Raw genomic sequence first — 20,193 nt, 5'->3', positions numbered from 1 at the left:
AAATGACAGAGAGACGTATGATTGGACCAACCAAATTTGAAGAGTACTCGGAGAAATACAAGGAATTTCTATTAATGACCCGCCGTGCCGGAATCATCGAAGTACGGTTGCATACCGACGGAGGGCCGTACAAGCATTCTTGGGAAGCCCATACGGCATGGTCCCATGCATGGTCAGATATTGGCCGCGACCCTGAGAACGAGGTAATGATTATTTCAGGAACAGGGGATAAATGGGTAATAGGGGACCCTGAGGTCTGGAATACAAAATTTATGGACTGGCCGAAGCAAAAGAAGCTCGAACAGTATCATGAATCGCTGAGACTGCTTGAAAATTTGATATTCTGCATTGACATCCCCACCATCGGGGCGATCAACGGGCCGGGAACGCACTGTGAACTCGCAACTCTCTGCGATATTACCATTTGTACTGAAGACGCGGACTTTTTTGATCCTCATTATCTGGGAGGCACACCTCCCGGAGATGGAATGCTGCTCACACTGCAGAACATGATCGGTTTCAAGAAAGCAGCATATTACGCATACACCGGCAAGAATATCAATGGTCAAACCGCCTTGGACCTGGGCATCGTTAGTGAAGTCCTGCCCCGGGAAAAGCTTCTTCCTCGCGCATGGGAGCTTGCGGAGATGATCATGCAGGCACCGCGTTCAACGAGACATCTGTCCCACTCCATTATATCCCGTCCATGGAAACAAGCCCTGGTCAGTGATCAAGGGTTCCAGCTTGCCCACCAAATGTACGACATGGCCATTGATGAAGAAGGAGCTCTGGAGCGGCTGAAAAAAATGCAAGGACGTCTAATGGGCAAAGAAGTTCATTAGAGCTATGGCGGGACCTACACGATTCGTAGAATACTCGGAGAAGTACAAGGACTTGTTCTTCATGACAGAAATTGATCAATACCGCGAAGCTAAAAATATATCTACCGGATACATTTACACTGTGCTCTATAAGAAAATAAAAGGCATGAATTATTAAAAGATAAGAAAGATTATTGTCTGAATTGAATCCGTATCGTTAAATTACTTTAGATATTCTGAGGACGTTTTTAATTCAAGCTATATGTGGTTAATAACTGCCATAAGACACTTTGAAACAACAATTAAAAATAACACTAACGAGACGACGCTGCAGAAAATATGTAGTGTCGCTTTTTTAGAGGTTACATGTGAAAATCTCTATTCTTAATTTTATTTATGAAAAGATAAAAACTAGATCAGCTAATTAATTTGTTACCCGAAAGGAGAAGGGGATATATTCCTAAAGAGGAAAACCGCATTTTCAGCACGGTGTTTCTTGTCGAGCAACCGTATCTGATAACGGACTGTGGGCCAGAAGTCAAACTTAGCATTGCATTATAGCCGAGTGATTTACGCTTTGGAGGTTGGTAATATTGATTACCAGGAAGGGAGGTTTTCTACATGGAATCTTTAATGTGGAATAATAAAAACTGGCTACAAGAAGACCAAGAATTCTCACCAAAACGGAGAGTAGATAATAAAATCAGCTGGCAAAGGCCTCACATCATCGGAAGTTTTCACAGTAGAAAGATGAAGCGTACTGTCGAGTACCACTCATTGAATGAGTGTTTATTTTATTATTTTCTAGAGGTGGATGTTTCAACATTATATTACTATGTTCAACCCGTTGAAGTCCCCATCCCATATAAAACAAAAAAATTAGAGAAAAAAATTTTGGTTACATGTGCCTGATGTTCTGGTATTTCGAAATGGTTATCCTCCTTTGTTATATCAGATAAAAGAGGCACCAGATGTGGTTCATAACATTAAATGAGACTAATTATATTGTCAAATGAGATAGGAACATCTACGCCTGCACCTGGTTTTTCTTCCGCCCTATAGTCCCAACCTAAATCCAGTAGAGGGGCTATGGCTGTGGCTTAAATCCAATGTGGCGAATAACGTGTTTTTTTAGAGGTTTTATAAGATTAAGCTTCATGTCGGCCAGTTTATGAAACGGATTAACAACTGGAAACAATTCGAGTTTTGAATATTTTGGAAGATACTCTTTAAAATGTCATTTCATTTGAACATCCAAATAGAAAGGTATTTGATTATGATATTCATTAACAAAAAAACTATTAATAAGCTAACTGAATCGCATAGAGAACCTAACATGCTTATCTGCTATTCAACTCCTCAAAGCCTTTCGGCTTGGACAAGTCGAGCTATATTACTCCTAAATAATGATAAAATTATTATCCTTTTCCTCAATCTATTTTCCACTAAAGTAGTACAGAAAGTTGAATTTGAAGTAGCTGATTTACAAGAACAAAAATATCATTCCATATATCTGTCTTCTGCAATATGGTCATTTAACATTAAAGGACAGCATTGGAGGTTCAAGATAATCAAAAAAATTCTTCCTCTTGGCTCTATGCAAAGGGATTTTCTAAATTTCTTGCAACAAAATATCTTAAAATAGCGACTGAGTAGATCAGCGATCTTCGAAAACACGTGCCCTTCCAGACAAAGACGAACAGCCAGGTATCTTTCGTAAAGTCGTTTATCTGGGGTTTCCTTCATGGTTCAATTCACTACCCAATAGGCATTTGAAATCATGCTGTTGTATGATATAACCCACAGGGGCTGCGTGTTATTATATCAAATGAATTTGACAGGTTCCCAAATCTTTGTTAGAGTTTCAAACAAATACGTATAACCTTTTCATGGGATGTTACCGATAGGGCATAACCTGAATTGGCTTGTTTACACGGTAAGTGTACACAGGCTGGTTTGGGTTTTTTTATTGTCTGTCACCCTTCGCTACCCCTTTTATTACACATTTGGAAGGAGAATGTTTATGTCCAGTTATATTTTTCCTAAAGACTTTTTATGGGGCGGTGCTCTTGCTGCCAATCAGGCTGAGGGCGCTTATTTGGAAGATGGTAAAGGATTGAGTCTGGTGGATCTGCTGCCTACCGGAGAGAAGAGAAGAAGCATAATGAAAGGGAATGTTCCTTCACTGACTCCACTTGAAAGCGAATTCTATCCTTCCCACCAAGCCATTGATTTCTATCATCACTATCGTGAGGATATCGCGCTATTTGCAGAAATGGGATTTAAGGCGCTGCGTGTTTCCATTGCCTGGGCTCGTATTTTTCCAACAGGAGAAGACGCTACTCCCAATGAAGCAGGTTTGCAATTCTACGATGATTTGTTCGACGAGTTGCATAAACATGGCATTCAGCCAGTCGTTACTCTCGCTCATTTTGACGTGCCAGTGGATCTGGTCGAGAAGTATGGAAGCTGGCGGAGCCGGAAGCTGGTAGGTCTGTTTGAAACCTATGCCAAAACAGTATTCACCCGCTATAAGGATAAAGTGAAGTACTGGATGACATTTAACGAGATTAACATGCTTCTCCATTTGCCGTTTCTCGGCGCCGGTCTTGTTTTTCAAGAAGGTGAAAACGTTAAACAAATTCAGTACCAGGCTGCACATCATCAGCTTGTTGCAAGTGCGCTGGCTGTAAAAGCGTGTCACGAGATTATCCCAGATGCGAAGATTGGCTGTATGCTTGCTGCCGGCAGCTTCTATCCGTATACATGTAATCCCGAAGATGTATATCAGGGCATGGAAAAAGACCGCGAGTCCTACTTCTTCATTGATGTTCAGTCACGCGGCGAATATCCTGGTTATGCGAAGCGCTTCTTTAAGGATCATGGATTAAACATTGAGATGGAATCAGGCGACGCAGCCCTTCTGAAAGATCACACCGTTGACTATATCGGATTCAGCTATTATTCAAGCCGGACGACCAGCACAGACCCGGAAATCGTCAAGAATATGACCAGTGGTAATGTATTCGGCTCCGTAGCCAATCCATATTTGGATAAGTCCGAATGGGGCTGGACGATCGATCCCAAAGGATTCCGCATCACAGCCAACCAATTGCATGATCGTTACCAAAAGCCTCTGTTCGTAGTGGAAAACGGTTTTGGTGCCAATGATGTGGTTTCGCCTGAAGGAGAAGTTAACGACGATTACCGGATCGACTATCTCAAGCGGCATATTGCCGAAATGGGTGAGGCTCTTCAAGACGGAGTCGAAATTATCGGTTACACAAGTTGGGGACCTATTGACATTGTCAGCGCTTCCTCAGGAGAGATGAAAAAACGTTACGGTTATATTTATGTGGACCGTGACAACGAAGGCGAAGGTTCGTTGAAACGGATTAAAAAGAAAAGCTTCCACTGGTACAAAAACGTAATTCATTCCGACGGAGAAAATCTGGGCGAATAATCGTACCACAAGTAATAGGATCGGACATCCCGGGCCCACGGGGATTTCCGATCTTCGTTTCTTCATTGAAAGCGTTGACAATCGTTCCTCTTCGGGCTATACTTGACGCAATTCCATCATTTTTAGGATTGTTACTGCGTAGCAGGCAAAACCTAAGCCACAAATAAGAAGATGTTACAGTCTTGTTTATTTGGCGTGCTTCGGTTTTTTTCTGTTTACAATAAATAGGATGGAGCAAGTGTGGCTCTTGCTGGCATATGGAACGGGGGATCAAGATGAACATAGCAAAGGTCATCAACAACAATGTAATCAGCGTCTACCAGACGGACGGTACCGAACTCGTGGTGATGGGGCGGGGGATTGCTTTTAAGAAAAAGCCTGGAGACAAAGTAGACGAAACCAGAATTCAGAAGGTATTTGCTCTGAAAAACAAACAGACGTCCGATAACTTTAAAATGCTGTTACGTGAGGTACCGCTTGATTTGATCATGATTGTAGAGGAAGTCATAAATGACGCCAAGCATAATCTGAATAGAAAGCTGAACGAAAATATTTATGTTTCGCTGACCGATCATATCAATTTCGCTGTTGAAAGATACCGGGAAGGATTGGAAATCAAAAACGCGTTGTTGTGGGAAATCAAACAGCTATACAAAGAAGAATTTGCGATAGGTCTGAAAACGCTGGAACAAATCAAACAAAAGCTCGATATTGAACTGCCTGTAGATGAAGCAGCTTATATTGCCCTTCACATCGTAAATGCTGAAATGAACGAGGAAGTCATTACAACCATGAGTATCACGAAGTTTATCCAGCAAATTATCAATATCGCAAAGTACCATTTTAAGGTTGATTTTGACGAGGATTCTTTGAGTTATTTCCGCTTTATTACGCATCTGAAATTTTTTGCCCAGCGCGTATTTAAGGGAAATCACTATGAAAATAACTATGACCATTTGTATGACATGATTAAGGAAAAGCACAAGGAAGCAGCTGCTTGTACTGAGAAAATCGGAACCTTTGTAAAAAAAGAATACAATCACGAATTGACGAACGAAGAAAAGCTGTATTTGACTGTGCATATTGAACGAGTGGTGAACAGATAAGTTGAACTTTTTTAGTAAAAAAGAATCAAAAATATATTTAAAATGTTTTTGTTGACAAATATGGTAGATTAAATTTATTATGTGAGTAACAGGAATTTAATAATTTTTAACTGGGATTGTTACTGGTTATGCAGGCAAAACCTAAGTCATGAAAAATTGCGGGACTCAAGTGCCCACCATTTTTCAAGGCTTAGGTTTTTTGTGTGCCTAAATATGGTAAAAAGCCCCTTAGAACATGGAGGTGTCCATCATGAGTTATGAACAACTGGCTAAAGAAATTGTGCACCTGGTAGGCGGCGAAAAAAATGTAGTATCGCTCGTACACTGCGCCACGCGCCTGCGTTTTGTACTAAAAGATGAGGCGAAAGCAGACAAGGCAAAGCTGGAGAAAACTGATGGAATTATTACGGTCAAGCAGAGCGGTGGCCAGTTCCAGGTTGTGGTCGGCAACAAAGTACCAGAAGTGTATAATGCCATCGGCCAAGTATCCAACATTTTAAATGAAACTGGAAAAGAAGATCATTCAGCTAAAGGCAAGAAAGGGTTTGGCGCTGTAATCGACGTAATTTCCAGTATTTTTGCACCGTTGCTCGGAGTTATGGCGGGGTCCGGTATTTTGAAAGGTCTACTGCTGATTGCGAGTAACCTCGGCTGGTTGGTTCCGAAAGACACTACTTATATGATTTTGTATGCTGCGGCTGACAGCTTGTTTTATTTCCTGCCGCTCTTGTTAGCGGTTACAACGGCACGGAAATTTGGTGGTAATATCTTCGTTGCTCTGACCATCGCCGGAGGGCTGCTTTACCCGACCATTGTCACGTTGAAAACAGAAGGTACACCTACAGACTTTTTCGGTATTCCTATTGTGATGATGAGTTATTCATCTACCGTTATTCCGATAATTTTAGCCGTTATCGTCATGAGTAAGCTGGAAAAATGGTGCAATCGTGTGATCCATGAGAGTGTCAAAAACTTTATTACACCTTTGATTCTACTTGTAATTATGCTTCCTCTGACCCTGATGGTTTTTGGTCCAGTCGGGGTGTATGTGGGCAACGCAATCGCTACCGCGCTCGTTGCTGCGTTCAGCTTTAGTCCGCTGCTGGCTGGAGCAATTCTTGGTGCTTGCTGGCAGTTGCTCGTTATTTTCGGTGTTCACTGGGGTCTTGTACCTGTATTCATTAATAATATTGCTGTTAATGGCAGAGACGGGATCAAACCTTCCGCTGCGGCATCCATCTTTGCTCAAACCGGCGCTTCGTTCGGTGTTATGCTGAAAACGAAAAATAAAAAGCTGAAAACACTAGCGGGTTCCGCTACACTTACCGCTTTATTCGGCATCACGGAGCCAGCAGTTTATGGGGTTACGCTGCCGTTGAAACGTCCGTTTATTGCAGGTATTATCGGTGGTGCTGTCGGTGGTGCCATTATCGGTCAAGCGGGAACGCAAGCATTTGCCTCCGGCGCACCTGGATTGCTGACCTTGCCGATCTTTTACGGTCCTGGCGGACAAGGCTTCCCAGGATTGATTTTAGGGATTACCGTTTCATTCCTGGTGTCGGCCATTTTGACTTATATTTTAGGTTTTGAAGATCCAGTTGAAGAAGAGGAAACTACTAACAATTCGGCTAAAGAATCGACATCTACAGTTGCAGTTTCTAATGAAGAGGTACTAAGCCCGATTGAAGGAACGGTGGTCGCTCTGTCGGAGGTTCCCGATCCAGCATTTGCTTCGGAAGCTATGGGTAAAGGTATCGCCATCCAACCGACAACGGGCAGAGTCGTAGCCCCGTTCGATGGAACCATCACCGTGGCGTTCAAGAAAAAACATGCGCTTGCAGTTGTTTCGCATCATGGCGCAGAAGTTCTGATTCACGTCGGAGTAGATACGGTCAAGCTGGACGGTAAACATTTTACGTCCCATATCAAAGAAGGCGATCAGGTGAAAGCTGGGGACCTACTGCTTGAGTTTGATGTTGAGCAAATCAGGGCAGAGGGTTATCCTACGATTACGCCAGTTATCATTACGAATTCTTCCGAATATACTGAAGTCCTTCCAATCGCTCAAGGAGAGGTAACGGAGCAGGCCCCGCTGTTGAAACTGTCTAGCGCTCTGAATGAGAAAGAAAGCATTGCCTAAATGTCTTAAGGACAAGGCTCTGATGATCCATATTCCCGGATCATCAGAGCTTTTTTGTCGTCCTTTCAGGTAGCAGATAAGTCGATTTGTAATTGACAATATGTCAATTAAATTAGCTTGTACGGTTGTAAAAACTATTCTATAATTTCTTGTAAATATGAAAAATTTTCTGAAAACATTAACTGAATATGAATTGATGGATCAGGGGGAAATGCAAGGAATGTTAGAGAAGTGGGCAGAGGCAGTAAATGGCGTCATTTGGAGCAATCCTGTGGTATATGTCTGTTTGAGCGTGGGGCTATTATTTTCAATTATGACCCGATTTCTGCAAATCAGACATTTCAAAGAGATGATTCGCCTTGTCTTTAAAGGGAAAAGTTCTGAGGCAGGTGTATCCTCATTTCAGGCCTTTACGATGGCGTTATCAGGACGTGTAGGAACGGGGAATATTGCGGGGATTGCACTGGCAGTCGGTATGGGAGGACCCGGGGCAATATTTTGGATGTGGGTCATGGCTTTTATCGGATCGGCCACTGCGTTTGTTGAATCTACACTGGCTCAGATCTATAAGGTAAAGCGTGATGGTCAGTATCGAGGCGGCCCGGCCTTTTATATTGAAAAAGGGACAGGCTTAAAATGGTTTGCGGTTATTTTCGCAGTTGTAGCGTTGGTCGCTATGTGTTTACTGTTGCCGGGAACTCAATCGAATTCGATTGCGGTAGCTTTTCATAGTTCGTTTGGTATGGATATGAAGGTTTCCGGGATAGTAGTTGTGGTGTTGCTGGCGCTTATCATATTTGGTGGTGTAAAAAGAATTGCCAATGTGGCACAGGTAGTCATACCCTTTATGGCACTTGGCTACATCCTTGTCTCTTTCTATATTATGATGACGAACATTACTGCGCTTCCCGATGTATTTGCCCTTATTTTTCGCAGTGCCTTCGGTATCGATTCAGTGTTCGGTGGTATAGCAGGGACAGCCATTGCCTGGGGGGTAAAACGAGGCATTTATTCGAATGAAGCAGGACAAGGCTCTGGTGCCCATCCAGCCGCCGCCGCAGAAGTGTCTCATCCGGCAAAGCAAGGACTGGTTCAAGCATTTTCTGTATATGTAGATACCTTTTTAGTCTGTACGTCTACGGCTTTCATGGTCTTGTTTACAGGGATGTACAATGTGAAGGGACCAGGTGGGGGCTATATTGTGCAGCATCTTCCGGGTGTTGAAGAAGGAACTCAATATACACAATCTGCCATCGAATCGGTATTTCCGGGTTTTGGGTCGAGTCTTTTGTCCATTACATTGTTCTTTTTCGCCTTTACCACCATTATCGCCTATTATTATATCGCTGAAACGAATATGGCCTACCTGATTGCCGATCGTAAAGCCAAATGGCCTATGTTCCTGTTAAAGCTGGTTATTCTGGGTTCGACATTCTATGGAACGGTTGTCAAGGAATCTGCGTTGGCGTGGACACTGGGGGATGTGGGGGTCGGTATTATGATGTGGGTGAATCTGATTGCTATGATCCTCCTGGCCAAGCCTGCGCTTCTGGTGCTTAAGGATTACGAACGGCAACGGAGGCAAGGGATAGACCCGGTATTTGATCCGAAGAAGGCAGGGATTTCAAATGCCGATTACTGGTCAAAGGAATATCAGCCTCCTTCAGATGAGTTGACGATCACCGCTAAACCAAGCAAGCTTCAAGCCTAATAAGATAGAGAAGTAAGATCAAAGGTGGCTCCGCGGGGAGTCATCTTTTTTTCGTTATCTTGCCTTTACATTCCAAGAAGGGTACATATGTTCACTATTTAGTTTATAATTTAGACAGAGGGATTTTGAATAATCCTGCCATAGATATGTGGGAGGTCACATTTGCATCAGAGAGGTGATTTGAATGAGTACATCCGATTTATCCATAACTGACGACAAGTGGAGAGCTATCGTAGAAAACGACAAGTCTTATGACGGGATATTTTTGTACGCCGTGAAGACAACGGGAATATTTTGTCGCCCCTCCTGCAAATCCCGACCTCCCAAAAGAGAGAACATCCGTATATTTAAAACAGCGGAACAGGCATTGGCTGAGCATTTCCGTCCATGCAAAAGGTGTAAACCGACAGGACAACGATTGCCTGATCATGAATGGATCGCACGGGTTACAGAATACGTGAATTCTAACTATATGAAGGACTTAACATTGCACATCCTAGCTGAGATAAGTCATGGAAGTCCGTATCATTTACATCGTACCTTCAAGCGGGTCATGCATCTAACCCCGATGGAATATATACAGCAGACCAGGTTGGAACAAGCGAAGGAGCTGCTCATCTGCTCAGATATATCTGTTGCGGAAGTGGGGGAGAACGTAGGCCTGTCCAATGCACCTTACTTTATTACGTTATTTAAAAAGAATACAGGCTACACCCCATTGCAATATCGCCAACTCAAATCGAAAGCAACATAAAATGGAGGTACACAGCATGGCACATCAAATGAATAAAACGATCTATTGGTCATTGTTGACACATGAGGATTGGAATTTATATATTGCAGCTACATCGGAAGGATTATGTTATGTGGGCTCGCCCAATCATCCTGTAGAGGAATTGTTTTCATGGGCAGGAAGTCGATTTCCCGGTAGCCCTTTAGTTGAAGAGGATGCTGCTTTACAGCCCTATGCCAAGGAGCTGATTGAATATTTCCAAGGGGAGCGCACCCAATTTACATTGCCCTTTGACTTTCAGGGGACTGCATTCCAGCTGGCGGTTTGGAATGCGTTGTGTGATATTCCGTATGGGGAAACACTATCCTATTCAGATATTGCCAACGCTATTCAAAAACCAGCCTCTGTTCGTGCGGTGGGGGCCGCCATCGGTGCTAATCCGATTTTGGTTACGGTCCCTTGTCATCGGGTCATTGGTAAAAATGGAGCTATGACCGGATATCGTGGTGGTTTGGACATGAAGGTTAAGCTTTTGCAGCTCGAAAAGGAAAGAGTGGCGTTGGTTCAGTATGAAAAATGAGTATTACAAATCCCCAAAGACACTTCTGAATAAAGGGACCGGCTTCTTGTCAGGGTATACACACTCGTTGAACCCGTATACAGGTTGTACCTTTGGTTGCTCGTATTGCTATGTACGCCAATTGCCAGTCTCCACATTTCGGAAGGAAGCGTGGGGGACATGGGTTGATATTAAAAATCAGGCGGCAGATATTCTTCGCAAGGAACTTCGTAGAGCCAAATCCAAAGGTAAAGTCACGATTTTCATGTCGTCAAGCACAGATCCTTATCAGCCTGCTGAGTACAAGGAAGAGGTGACCCGGTCTCTGCTGGAGGTGATGGTGGATGAGCCACCAGATTTTCTCTTTTTACAGACGCGCAGTCCACTGGTACGGCGGGATACCGATTTACTGCTCCGATTGGGGGATCGTGTTCGTGTAAGTATGACTGTAGAAACAGATCGAGAAGATATACGCAAACATTTTACCCCGGAAGCTCCTCCCATCCAGGCTCGTCTCCAAACGCTGCATCTCTTAAAGGAGGCAGGTGTACCGACGCAAGCTACGATTGCTCCGATGCTTCCAAGCAGTGAACATTTTGCAGACAAGCTCGTGCCTCTGGTCAACCGTGTCTGTATTGATGATTATTTTATGGGAGATGGCAGTGGGGGGAGACGAACGCGTAGCTTAAAAATAGGTGCGCTGTACGAGTCATTGGGGCTGGAAGAATGGTATCATCCTGCTGCCTATAAGACGGTTTATGAACGTTTTCTCCATGTTTTCCCGAAAGAACAGCTCTACGTGAGCAAAGAAGGATTCGAACCTTGATGCAACAGCAGTCTATGCCATTGAATCAAGAGTAGACCATATAAGGGGGCAGCGGGAGAACGAATGCAAACTGTAATGACCAAAAACTTTGACTATGGGGAAAAGGAAATCAATTATCTAAAAAACGTAGATACCGTACTTGGTGCAGCGATGACGCAATTGGGCAAGGTAGAACGGGTGATCATTCCCGACCTGTTTGCGGCGCTCGTTCATGCGATTGTGGGACAGCTTATATCGGCCAAGGCGGTTCAAACCATATGGGCAAGGATGCAGGAGAAGTTAGGCGTGATCACTCCACAAAATATAGTCGTTCAAACGGCTTTAGATATTCAAAGCTGTGGTATCACCATGAAAAAAGCCACATGTATCCTTAATATAGCCCAAACGATCGAGCAGGGCTTGTTGGATTTACAGGAATTATATGAGCTTTCCGATGCACAAGTGATCCAGAAATTGTCCTCGCTGCAAGGGATAGGGCCTTGGACGGCTGAAATGATGCTGATGAATTGCATGGAGCGTCCAGATGTTGTCAGTTGGGGCGATATGGCTATTCGACGGGGAATGATGAAGCTGTACCAACTAGATACATTGACCAAGCAGCAATTTGAGGAGTACCGCCGAGTCTATTCGCCTTATGGTTCGGTGGCCTCTATTTATTTGTGGAGTATTTCATTTCGTTAAAAATCAGGGAGTGGAAACGATGGAGAAAACAATAAGGGAACAGATACTGTCATATGTGGATGTGGATTTTCAGAAATTTACGGCTGCATTGCTTCCGACGATTAATAATGTGCTGGGGGTACGTCTGCCGGTGCTGCGTAAGCTAGCTCAAGATATTGCCAAAGGAGATTGGCGTCTCTACCTGGAGACCGCTGAAAGTGAACACTTCGAAGAAGTCATGCTGCAAGGCATGGTGATTGGTTCTGTAAAAACGGATATAGAGGAAGTTTTGAGTTATACCGCCAGGTTTGTTCCTAAAATTGATAATTGGTCCGTATGTGACAGTTTCTGTGCTGGATTGAAGATCACGAAACATCATAAAGAACGGGTGTGGGAGTTTATTCAACCCTACTTGCTCTCCAAGAAAGAATATGAAATTCGGTTTGGTGTAGTTATGCTTCTGAATTTTTATATTGAGGAACAGTATATGAACCGGGTGTTTGCTCTGCTAGATCAGACCCATCGTGAGGATTATTATGTACAAATGGCGGTAGCATGGGCGATATCGATCTGTTATATCAAACTGCCTGAGGCAACGATGGCGTATTTAAATCATAATACATTGGATGATTTTACTTTCAATAAAGCTCTGCAAAAAATCACGGAATCATATCGGGTGGATCAGGCCACAAAAACGACCATTCGTAGTATGAAGCGAAAAAGAAAATAGGATGGGGCTCAGCAGCCAGGTACGCACTTTGCCTTTTTTGGAATTTAATAATAAAATGGAAGTAGCTTTCGAAAAGGAGATGACGTGAATTGGCAGAGCAAGTGCGTCTTGGTAAAACAGATTTATATGTAAAACCAATCGGTTTGGGTGCAAATAAGGTGGGAGGACATAATCTCTTTTCCGATTTGAACAATGAAACGGGCAAAGAAGTCGTTCGCACAGCTTTGGACAATGGCATCAACTTTCTGGATACGGCTTTTATTTATGGACCTGAGCACTCGGAACGATTAATTGGTGAGGTATTGAAAGAGCGTGGTCAGCGTGATAAAGCTGTTATTGCCACGAAGGGTGCACACAAATTTGTGAACGGAGAGATTGTTTTTGACAACTCGCCTGCTTTTTTACGAGAATCCGTCGAATCTAGTCTGAAAAGATTGCAGACCGATTATATCGATCTGTTCTATATCCATTTCCCCGATGAAGCTACGCCGAAGGCAGAAGCAGTCGGAGAACTGAAGAAGCTTAAGGACGAAGGCAAAATCAAGGCTATTGGCGTATCTAACTTTTCCATTGAACAACTTAAGGATGCGAATAGCGACGGTTATGTAGATGTGCTCCAATCCCAATATAATTTGTTTCAACGGGAAGCTGAGAAGGATCTGCTGCCTTATACCAAGGAAAATGGCATTTCGTTTGTGCCTTATTTCCCGCTAGCTTCAGGATTGCTGGGTGGTAAGTATACGAAAGACATGACCTTCACGGACATCAGAGCGAATAATCCACTGTTTCAGGGAGATACATTTGCTCGTAATTTGGACAAAGTGGAGCAGGTACGGGAGATTGCCAATGCGTTGAATGCAGAGGTTGCTCACGTAGTGCTCGCATGGTATTTGACACGCGATTCAATTGATGCCCTCATTCCAGGTGCGAAGGGGCCGGAGCAGGTGCTGGCGAATCTGAAAACGCTAAATGTCCAATTGAGTCAGGCTGATATCGAAAAGATTGACCACATTTTTAAATAATGAGTGCACCTGAAATTTGCAATTGTATATGTATTCCATCTAGAGAAGCTGCCGGACGGGCAGCTTCTTTTTCGTCCCTTCCTTGCATATCCTTGTAGGGTAAGTTCAACGCTGCGGGGGGATCGGATGATGAGAAGACCGCAATGGCACAGCGCGCCCAACAGAAGGCGACGCGGCAGACGTAGAGTATTTTTGATTGTGGTACTGGCGCTGCTGGTAGGAATCATACAGGTGGCTGCTTATGTGGAGCAGCATTTGAAGCCGCCTATGATGCATCTGGCAAAAGTGCGGGTCAAACAAATGGCGACGGAGGCTATTAATTCAGCAATTACAGCACAGGTAGAGCAGGGAAAGACAGCTGATAATTTGATCGAATGGAGAACGGATGCACAAGGAAGAACCTCCGGCTTTGTTCTGAATTATGCAGAGCATATGAAAATTACGTCAGACACGCTCAAAGCAGTTAAGGCAACGATGGACAGCATGAGCCATTTTGATGAGAGCGTTCCGATTGGTCAGGCATTGGGCAGTCCATTGTTGGCAGCTTATGGCCCCAAGATTCCTCTAAAGGTGGAGCCGCATGGAGCGATCAAGGTGGATTTAAATACGCGGCAACAGGATGCGGGCATAAACATGATCTTGGTTGAAGTGTATATTCGGATTACGACGGAAGTGTCTGTGGTTATACCGTTTGAGATGCAACCTCAGATTGTGGAGACGGAAATCCCCGTTTCTTATTTGCTGGTGGTGGGCAACGTTCCGATGTACTACTATGACAATCAGGGAAAACCAGTAGGTAAAAATGGTGCAGCCGCTCCGCAGTTGGCGTTGCCTCCCCATTCCATAGAGAGTAGCGGCGCTATAGATTCCAGCATAGTAAGTGTTCCAGAGGTACAGGAAGACCCAAACTCCTCTAGTCAGCCCCCAACGCCATAGAGCAGAATGGAGTGACGTGAGTTGCTCTGGAAAAATAAAAGGGACCCTATGAGGAGGTCCCTTTTGTCTTTCCTTTTTTGAGCGCTTTGCGTTCGGACTGCTCCCACTGTCTTAATAACGGATACGGGTCAAAGGACCAATCTGCCCAGCCATTGTCCCGATATATACCATAGTGCAGATGCGGTGGAAACTTGCCTTGGGTACCAGGCTTTCCATAGCCCGAGCTTCCGACCCAGCCAACCGTCTGGCCAGGTGTAACGACGTCTCCGTTGTGAACGGTTTTGTCAAAGCCGGAAAGGTGCGCATAGTAGTGATAGCGGTTGTTGAGATCTCGGATTCCGATGCGCCATCCTCCAAAGGGATTCCAGCCCTTCATTTCAACTACACCGTAGCAGGTACTGCGAACTGGAACTCCGTAGCCAGCAAACAGGTCAGTTCCTTCATGTATACGGTAGCCCCCCCAGCTGCGACGGCTTCCCCATGTGCTGCGGTAGCTATAAATGCTGCCTAAGGGAAGGGGGAAAGCTTGGCTGACCAGATCCAGCTTGCCATACGTCCGATACAGCTTGGCAAACTGCTGAACTCTTTGAACTGCGCGGCTGTTATGGTAATATTCCCAAACGGCAATACCAAATTCATCCTCGTTGTTTCCATACTTTCCGAGATAAGATGCGATGCTGAACAGCAGATCCTTGTCATTATTGCGGTCAGCAATTCCATCACCCGAACCGTCTTGTCCCAGCCCGGAAAATAGTTCTATGGAACGTGGATTTTGATCCTCCGAATCAGGGTTCATCAAGCCGGACCAGATCGGTCCCGTAACGAAAATACCTATGGTTCGTTCTGCATGCTTGCGATCTTTGGGATGGGCCACCGTAAGTGTACGTTCATACTGGTCGATGGCGGCCAGCCTGTACCAAGGGACTCCTGTCAGGGCTTCGATGGAACGATATAAAGCAAGCCTGGAAATATACATTGAAGACTGTGCATGTTCAGCATCTACATTAACTGTCAGGCTGCTTCCGGCGGACGAGGACTGTAAGTGATTGGCAAGGGCATGGGCAGGAAGCGGACAGGCCGTTGTCAGTGTAGCAGCGCATATCAGCAGCGATAACAGACGAACAGCGCGGGCTGTCCGCGTAGGGTAAGGCACGTGAACCGACCTCCTATAGAAGGGCTTAACCGCCCAGTAAATTCTAGACCCTATTCAATAGCGTGAATAGGGCGCTTTTGTTTAGATTGAGCCATATCCGCCGCTTTTATCCATATAAAAAGTTTACTTTTTTCGGCATCAATGTCATATCAAAAAGGGAACAATGAATGGAGGTTTTTCCATGGCTTTCATGTTATAATGTATGACAATGACAGCTTAAGCTTATCAGAAAGAAGGTCTATGCCATTGTCTAGAAAAGAGAAGGAAGCTAAGCCCGACTGGATTCGTATTAAACTTACGACAGGCGATAACTATCAAGAAATCAAGAGCATGATGCGTTCCAAGACATTACATACCGTATGTGAGGAGGCACGATGCCCTAATATATATGAATGCTGGGCCAATAGGACAGCTACATTTATGATTTTGGGTGATATTTGTACGCGTGCGTGTCGTTTTTGCGCAGTAAATACGGGATTGCCTACGGAACTTGACTTGCAGGAGCCTGATCGCGTCGCAGAAGCGGCTGGGAACATGAATTTGAAGCACTGTGTCGTAACCAGTGTGGCTCGCGACGATTTAAAAGATGGGGGCGCTACTATATTTGCAGAAACGGTTCGTGCGATTCGCGGCCGGTTACCTTTGTGCAGTGTAGAAGTATTGATTCCCGATTTTATGGGCGATATTGAATCGCTGCGAATCGTCATGGATGCCAAACCAGATATTCTGAATCATAATATTGAAACGGTGGAGCGCATGTCCGACAAGGTTCGGGCTAAAGCGAAATACCGTCGCTCTCTGGAGCTGCTTCAACGTGCGAAGCAATTAAATCCGGCTATTCCAACGAAATCAAGCATCATGCTAGGTGTCGGAGAAGAGTGGGACGAGATCTTACAAGCCATGGATGATCTGCGTAAAGTCGATTGTGACATTCTGACAATTGGTCAATATTTGCAGCCGTCCGAGAAACATTTATATGTGCAAAAATATTATCCACCGGAAGATTTTGCGAAGTTAAAGGAAGAGGGATTACAGCGGGGATTCAGCCACGTTGAATCTGGACCGTTGGTCCGCAGCTCCTACCAAGCGCATGAGCAGGTGAAGTCAGCCGCTCAGCATAAGGAAGAAAGCGCCCTTTCGCAGGCTTGATCCGGGAAAGGCGGTCAGAATAGCTTGTTTCAAATCGGTGGTAAAAACTATGAATTGTTGCAGGATCACAAGAACGGATGGAATCCCGAAGCGTTTCGTGATCGGTATAGTGAAGTGCTGGATCGCTATGATTACATTATTGGTGATTGGGGTTACAATCAGCTGCGTCTGAAGGGCTTTTATCGAGACGGCCATCCCAAAGCAAATAAGGATACATCTATAGTGGTACTGGACGATTACATTAATGAATACTGCAATTTTGGCTGTGCCTATTTTGTGCTGCAAAAAAGCTGTGAAGTGGTTAATAAAAACGGCGTCAATGATGAAATCGTTGCTCCAGATATTCAGCAGTTGGTAGATGCTCAAAGGGAACAAGCGGGAACGTTAGAAACCGAAGAGCAGCAAGAAGTATTGCAACATACAGCTGGAGAACAGGAGTGGCCGCAACCACAACAGGATTCCACAGCTACGGAGGAATCGCGAGTGGAGCAGCCTCGAGAATTCCGAGAACCACGCGAGTTGCAACGTCGGGAACCGAAGGATGCCCAGGAAGTACGTGAGCGACAGCCGCGTGAAGTTCGTGAAAGTCGTTCATCCAGAGAAGGACGTGAAGGAAATCGGCAACGTGAGCCACGTGAAGCACGTGATTCGCGCCAGCCAAGAGAACCACGTGAAGCGAAGGATGGACGCAATCCGGGTGAAGGGCAGCAAACCCGCGAACCGCGTAGACAGCGCAATCAGCAAGGAAATTTCGATAAAAAGGAATCACGTGGACCACGCTATGAGCGTCAACCAAAGGAAAATCGGGAGGGACGGCAAGTTCGTGTCTCACGTGAACCTGAGGGCCAGCGTCAGACCCATCCAGCTGCTAAAGCCGAAAAAACTGAGGGTAGTAAAAAGAATAAAACATTTACTGCTCCACAACAAAACGGTTCCTGAATTTTCAGGAACCGTTTTGTTTGTAAAAAAAGAGCCAGAGTCGGCTCTTTTACAGGTTCTAATTAAGAAAAGCGTTGCGTACTCGGTCCCAAAATGGGAAAGGACGGTAACGAGCGAAGCTGATCTTCTGACTTGCGACCTGACATCGAACAGAGATTAAGTCATCCACAGGAAAGTTCAGGTGATCTACTGTCAATAAAAGACGCTGATCTTTCCGTGAAAAAATATCACAATGATGATGTTTGGGCAGTAGCAATGGCGATCCCAGTGTCCGATACACGCGGTTATTAATGGAAGCGATCTCAGTCAATTGCAATGCTTCAATGGTGGGGTGAACCATAGCTCCGCCAAGTGCTTTATTATAGGCGGTCGTCCCAGAGGGGGTAGAAACACATATACCGTCACCGCGAAACATTTCAAAGGTGATATCGTTAATATCTACTTGGGCAACGACAGTGCCATCCACCCCTTTTAACGTAAACTCATTCAAGGCAATAAAAGAAGCATTGCCTGACTTCTTGTGAATTTCCAACTCAATCAGTGGATACTTAACGATTCTCGGGTTAAGCGGTCCCTCAGATCCGCTTTGGCTCATCAGGTGGATTAGCTCCTCCAGCTCGTCCGCACGCCAATCGGCGTAAAAGCCTAGATGACCGGTATGTACACCAACAAAGGCAATATCCGGAATGCGGTCGATGAAGGTATGAAACGCATGAAGCATTGTACCATCGCCTCCAATAGACACGACGATTTCCGGCGATTCGGCATCCAGCTTGAAATTCTTTTCTTGGGCAAGACGGTGAAATTGCTGACTCAAGTCCATGGAGTGCTGATCCCCGCGATCCAGAACATAATATCTCAAGATGAAAAGCTCCTTTGTCATGGGTATATATCGATCATAATCAATTATGAGCAAGAACACAATCGTTCATTGCCTGTGTGTTCTTCTCAAACGTACGTATAAGCGACGGGTACCCACACTCAACCATGAGAGACTAAGCATTCCAGCCAGTATAAAGCCAAGAAACAGCAGACTTTGCAACAGCATGGCGGACGAGAAGCCAGGGGACCATACGATGTCGTATATTGGAAAAAAGACTGGAGAGCTTCCCTGTCCCATCAGAGGCTGCCATAACACGAGAGCGAGCAGTGCCGAGATGAAGCCGTGCGCAGCCCGGGCCAACAAAAATGGCATATAACGAAGATCCGTCATATTTAAAATACTTGCAACCTGCGCATGAACCGATAGCCCGCCCCAGGAGAGCACAAAAGCGGCTGCGGCTACCTTGAATGGTATCGCTGCCGTGGCTTTACCTGCGGCCTGCGCTCCTAAAGTGACTTCGAAAATACCACCCACGATGGACTCCGTTAACGTAGGAGGAAGACCACATGCAGTCAAGAGGTTTGCCGTAAGCAGATGAAGCCCGCTCATTAAACCGGAGTTCGTCAAAGCTTCTAAAATGACGCAGAAGAATACAACTAGCCCTCCTACGACAATAATAAGGCGTAGGGAGGAAGTAATCGCCTCACGGAGTAACTCACCCAATGGACGACCATCTTCCAAACGAGCTGTATGCATGGCATATAATGCTTGGCGTAGGGGTCCAGGCTGTCTATTGCGACCAGCAGCTTTTGTATTTGTGGACTTCGACCAGGCTTTTGGAGTAGGTTGAGGGCGGTCGCTGCGAGTATCTGTTTCCCCTGAACGGGAACCGTGGAAGCGCATAAGTAGCCCGATGATGAGCACACCACCATAATGAGCCGCGCCCAGTACGAGTGCAATTTCTGGTTGATGGAAGAAGCCAACGGAAACCGCACCGATCAAGAATATCGGATCAGAGGAAGTCGTAAATGCGACCAAACGCTCTCCTTCAATGCGTGTGATCCATTTTTGCTCCCACAGCTTGGCTGTTAGTTTAGCTCCAATCGGGTAACCGGATGCACAGCTGACCGCAGCGACAAAACCTCCACAGCCAGGTACACGGAATAGAGGCTGCATCAGCGGATCCAACAGCGCACCTATGAAATGAACAATTCCGAAACCGAGGAGAAGCTCGGAAATAACGAAAAACGGGAATAAAGACGGAAACAGCACGTCCCACCAGATGGCAAGCCCCCGAAGCCCGGCATTCAGAGAAGATTGCGGGTATACAGCCATAAGTATAAATAGGAATAGCAGTGAAAGGATGAGCAGAGGAAGCGAGTAACGACGGTATAGCGACATAGAGGCCCCTCCTTTGGAGTT

General features: G+C 45.1%; 20 protein-coding genes. 17 read left to right on the top strand and 3 right to left on the bottom strand.

Annotated features, from left to right (window positions below; genetic code table 11):
• The first annotated feature begins 2 nt into the window (after positions 1–2).
• From ACWA2B_RS13565 to yunB, 15 genes are all read left to right on the top strand, one after another.
• A complete protein-coding gene (locus ACWA2B_RS13565; protein WP_341039992.1) occupies positions 3–842 on the top strand; it encodes an enoyl-CoA hydratase/isomerase family protein in 840 nt (279 codons plus the stop codon).
• 4 nt (positions 843–846) lie between these two features.
• Positions 847–999, top strand: coding sequence for a hypothetical protein (locus tag ACWA2B_RS13560; RefSeq protein WP_449292289.1), 153 nt, complete (start codon positions 847–849; stop codon positions 997–999).
• A gap of 443 nt (positions 1,000–1,442) precedes the next feature.
• Positions 1,443–1,733 carry a hypothetical protein gene (locus ACWA2B_RS13555; RefSeq protein WP_318628421.1) on the top strand — a complete coding sequence of 97 codons (291 nt, stop codon included), beginning with the start codon at positions 1,443–1,445 and terminating at the stop codon, positions 1,731–1,733.
• A gap of 121 nt (positions 1,734–1,854) precedes the next feature.
• Positions 1,855–1,956, top strand: coding sequence for a transposase (locus tag ACWA2B_RS13550; RefSeq protein ID WP_081317620.1), 102 nt, complete (start codon positions 1,855–1,857; stop codon positions 1,954–1,956).
• A gap of 888 nt (positions 1,957–2,844) precedes the next feature.
• On the top strand, positions 2,845–4,284 hold the full coding sequence (locus tag ACWA2B_RS13545; protein WP_342434460.1) for a 6-phospho-beta-glucosidase: 1,440 nt from the start codon (positions 2,845–2,847) through the stop codon (positions 4,282–4,284).
• A 275-nt stretch (positions 4,285–4,559) separates the two neighbouring features.
• Complete coding sequence (licT, locus tag ACWA2B_RS13540) at positions 4,560–5,390, top strand: BglG family transcription antiterminator LicT (protein WP_029518185.1); 831 nt, start codon at positions 4,560–4,562, stop codon at positions 5,388–5,390.
• Positions 5,391–5,640: 250 nt separating this feature from the next.
• Positions 5,641–7,530 carry a beta-glucoside-specific PTS transporter subunit IIABC gene (locus tag ACWA2B_RS13535; RefSeq protein ID WP_029518186.1) on the top strand — a complete coding sequence of 630 codons (1,890 nt, stop codon included), beginning with the start codon at positions 5,641–5,643 and terminating at the stop codon, positions 7,528–7,530.
• Positions 7,531–7,750: 220 nt separating this feature from the next.
• On the top strand, positions 7,751–9,241 hold the full coding sequence (locus tag ACWA2B_RS13530) for an alanine/glycine:cation symporter family protein (RefSeq protein ID WP_029518187.1): 1,491 nt from the start codon (positions 7,751–7,753) through the stop codon (positions 9,239–9,241).
• Positions 9,242–9,425: 184 nt separating this feature from the next.
• Positions 9,426–9,995: a bifunctional transcriptional activator/DNA repair enzyme AdaA gene (locus tag ACWA2B_RS13525; RefSeq protein WP_039272725.1), complete on the top strand. Its 570-nt coding sequence runs from the start codon at positions 9,426–9,428 to the stop codon at positions 9,993–9,995.
• A gap of 16 nt (positions 9,996–10,011) precedes the next feature.
• Positions 10,012–10,554: a methylated-DNA--[protein]-cysteine S-methyltransferase gene (locus tag ACWA2B_RS13520; RefSeq protein ID WP_449292288.1), complete on the top strand. Its 543-nt coding sequence runs from the start codon at positions 10,012–10,014 to the stop codon at positions 10,552–10,554.
• A complete protein-coding gene (locus ACWA2B_RS13515) occupies positions 10,544–11,359 on the top strand; it encodes an SPL family radical SAM protein (protein ID WP_165148462.1) in 816 nt (271 codons plus the stop codon). The genes ACWA2B_RS13520 and ACWA2B_RS13515 overlap by 11 nt, the downstream gene beginning before the upstream one ends.
• 63 nt (positions 11,360–11,422) lie before the next feature.
• A complete protein-coding gene (locus tag ACWA2B_RS13510; RefSeq protein WP_449292287.1) occupies positions 11,423–12,040 on the top strand; it encodes a DNA-3-methyladenine glycosylase family protein in 618 nt (205 codons plus the stop codon).
• A 19-nt stretch (positions 12,041–12,059) separates the two neighbouring features.
• A complete protein-coding gene (locus ACWA2B_RS13505) occupies positions 12,060–12,749 on the top strand; it encodes a DNA alkylation repair protein (protein ID WP_029518191.1) in 690 nt (229 codons plus the stop codon).
• Between the two features lie 89 nt (positions 12,750–12,838).
• Entirely contained in the window at positions 12,839–13,771 is a 933-nt protein-coding gene (locus ACWA2B_RS13500) for an aldo/keto reductase (protein ID WP_029518192.1), read from the top strand.
• Between the two features lie 126 nt (positions 13,772–13,897).
• Complete coding sequence (gene yunB / locus ACWA2B_RS13495; RefSeq protein ID WP_165148474.1) at positions 13,898–14,707, top strand: sporulation protein YunB; 810 nt, start codon at positions 13,898–13,900, stop codon at positions 14,705–14,707.
• Positions 14,708–14,753: 46 nt separating this feature from the next.
• Here yunB and ACWA2B_RS13490 read toward each other — a convergent pair whose 3' ends face one another.
• The gene (locus ACWA2B_RS13490; RefSeq protein WP_342425214.1) at positions 14,754–15,860 is read right to left on the bottom strand and encodes a M23 family metallopeptidase; all 1,107 of its coding nucleotides are present in this window, start codon (positions 15,858–15,860) and stop codon (positions 14,754–14,756) included.
• 246 nt (positions 15,861–16,106) lie between these two features.
• On the opposite strand from ACWA2B_RS13490, the gene lipA reads away from it, so the two are divergent.
• Together lipA and ACWA2B_RS13480 are read left to right on the top strand one after the other, a co-directional pair.
• The gene (lipA, locus tag ACWA2B_RS13485; RefSeq protein WP_029518195.1) at positions 16,107–17,009 is read left to right on the top strand and encodes a lipoyl synthase; all 903 of its coding nucleotides are present in this window, start codon (positions 16,107–16,109) and stop codon (positions 17,007–17,009) included.
• A 24-nt stretch (positions 17,010–17,033) separates the two neighbouring features.
• Positions 17,034–17,948 carry a YutD-like domain-containing protein gene (locus tag ACWA2B_RS13480; protein ID WP_449292286.1) on the top strand — a complete coding sequence of 305 codons (915 nt, stop codon included), beginning with the start codon at positions 17,034–17,036 and terminating at the stop codon, positions 17,946–17,948.
• 58 nt (positions 17,949–18,006) lie between these two features.
• On the opposite strand, the gene ACWA2B_RS13475 is transcribed toward ACWA2B_RS13480, so the two are convergent.
• Positions 18,007–18,810, bottom strand: coding sequence for an NAD kinase (locus tag ACWA2B_RS13475; RefSeq protein WP_013372943.1), 804 nt, complete (start codon positions 18,808–18,810; stop codon positions 18,007–18,009).
• Positions 18,811–18,876: 66 nt separating this feature from the next.
• Positions 18,877–20,172 (bottom strand): sporulation integral membrane protein YlbJ, encoded by a 1,296-nt coding sequence (gene ylbJ, locus ACWA2B_RS13470; RefSeq protein WP_340886357.1) that lies wholly within the window; start codon positions 20,170–20,172, stop codon positions 18,877–18,879.
• Positions 20,173–20,193 lie beyond the last annotated feature (21 nt).

The organism is Paenibacillus sp. CMM36 (assembly GCF_053570945.1).
Note: the sequence above shows the minus strand (reverse complement) of the source record. Positions and strands in the feature narration are given on the sequence as shown.

Coding starts and splice junctions, on each gene's coding strand:
- ACWA2B_RS13565 (WP_341039992.1), top strand. CDS start 3: ATGACAGAGAGACGTATGATTGGACCAACCAAATTTGAAGAGTACTCG.
- ACWA2B_RS13560 (WP_449292289.1), top strand. CDS start 847: ATGGCGGGACCTACACGATTCGTAGAATACTCGGAGAAGTACAAGGAC.
- ACWA2B_RS13555 (WP_318628421.1), top strand. CDS start 1,443: ATGGAATCTTTAATGTGGAATAATAAAAACTGGCTACAAGAAGACCAA.
- ACWA2B_RS13545 (WP_342434460.1), top strand. CDS start 2,845: ATGTCCAGTTATATTTTTCCTAAAGACTTTTTATGGGGCGGTGCTCTT.
- licT (WP_029518185.1), top strand. CDS start 4,560: ATGAACATAGCAAAGGTCATCAACAACAATGTAATCAGCGTCTACCAG.
- ACWA2B_RS13535 (WP_029518186.1), top strand. CDS start 5,641: ATGAGTTATGAACAACTGGCTAAAGAAATTGTGCACCTGGTAGGCGGC.
- ACWA2B_RS13530 (WP_029518187.1), top strand. CDS start 7,751: ATGTTAGAGAAGTGGGCAGAGGCAGTAAATGGCGTCATTTGGAGCAAT.
- ACWA2B_RS13525 (WP_039272725.1), top strand. CDS start 9,426: ATGAGTACATCCGATTTATCCATAACTGACGACAAGTGGAGAGCTATC.
- ACWA2B_RS13520 (WP_449292288.1), top strand. CDS start 10,012: ATGGCACATCAAATGAATAAAACGATCTATTGGTCATTGTTGACACAT.
- ACWA2B_RS13515 (WP_165148462.1), top strand. CDS start 10,544: ATGAAAAATGAGTATTACAAATCCCCAAAGACACTTCTGAATAAAGGG.
- ACWA2B_RS13510 (WP_449292287.1), top strand. CDS start 11,423: ATGCAAACTGTAATGACCAAAAACTTTGACTATGGGGAAAAGGAAATC.
- ACWA2B_RS13505 (WP_029518191.1), top strand. CDS start 12,060: ATGGAGAAAACAATAAGGGAACAGATACTGTCATATGTGGATGTGGAT.
- yunB (WP_165148474.1), top strand. CDS start 13,898: ATGATGAGAAGACCGCAATGGCACAGCGCGCCCAACAGAAGGCGACGC.
- ylbJ (WP_340886357.1), bottom strand. CDS start 20,172: ATGTCGCTATACCGTCGTTACTCGCTTCCTCTGCTCATCCTTTCACTG.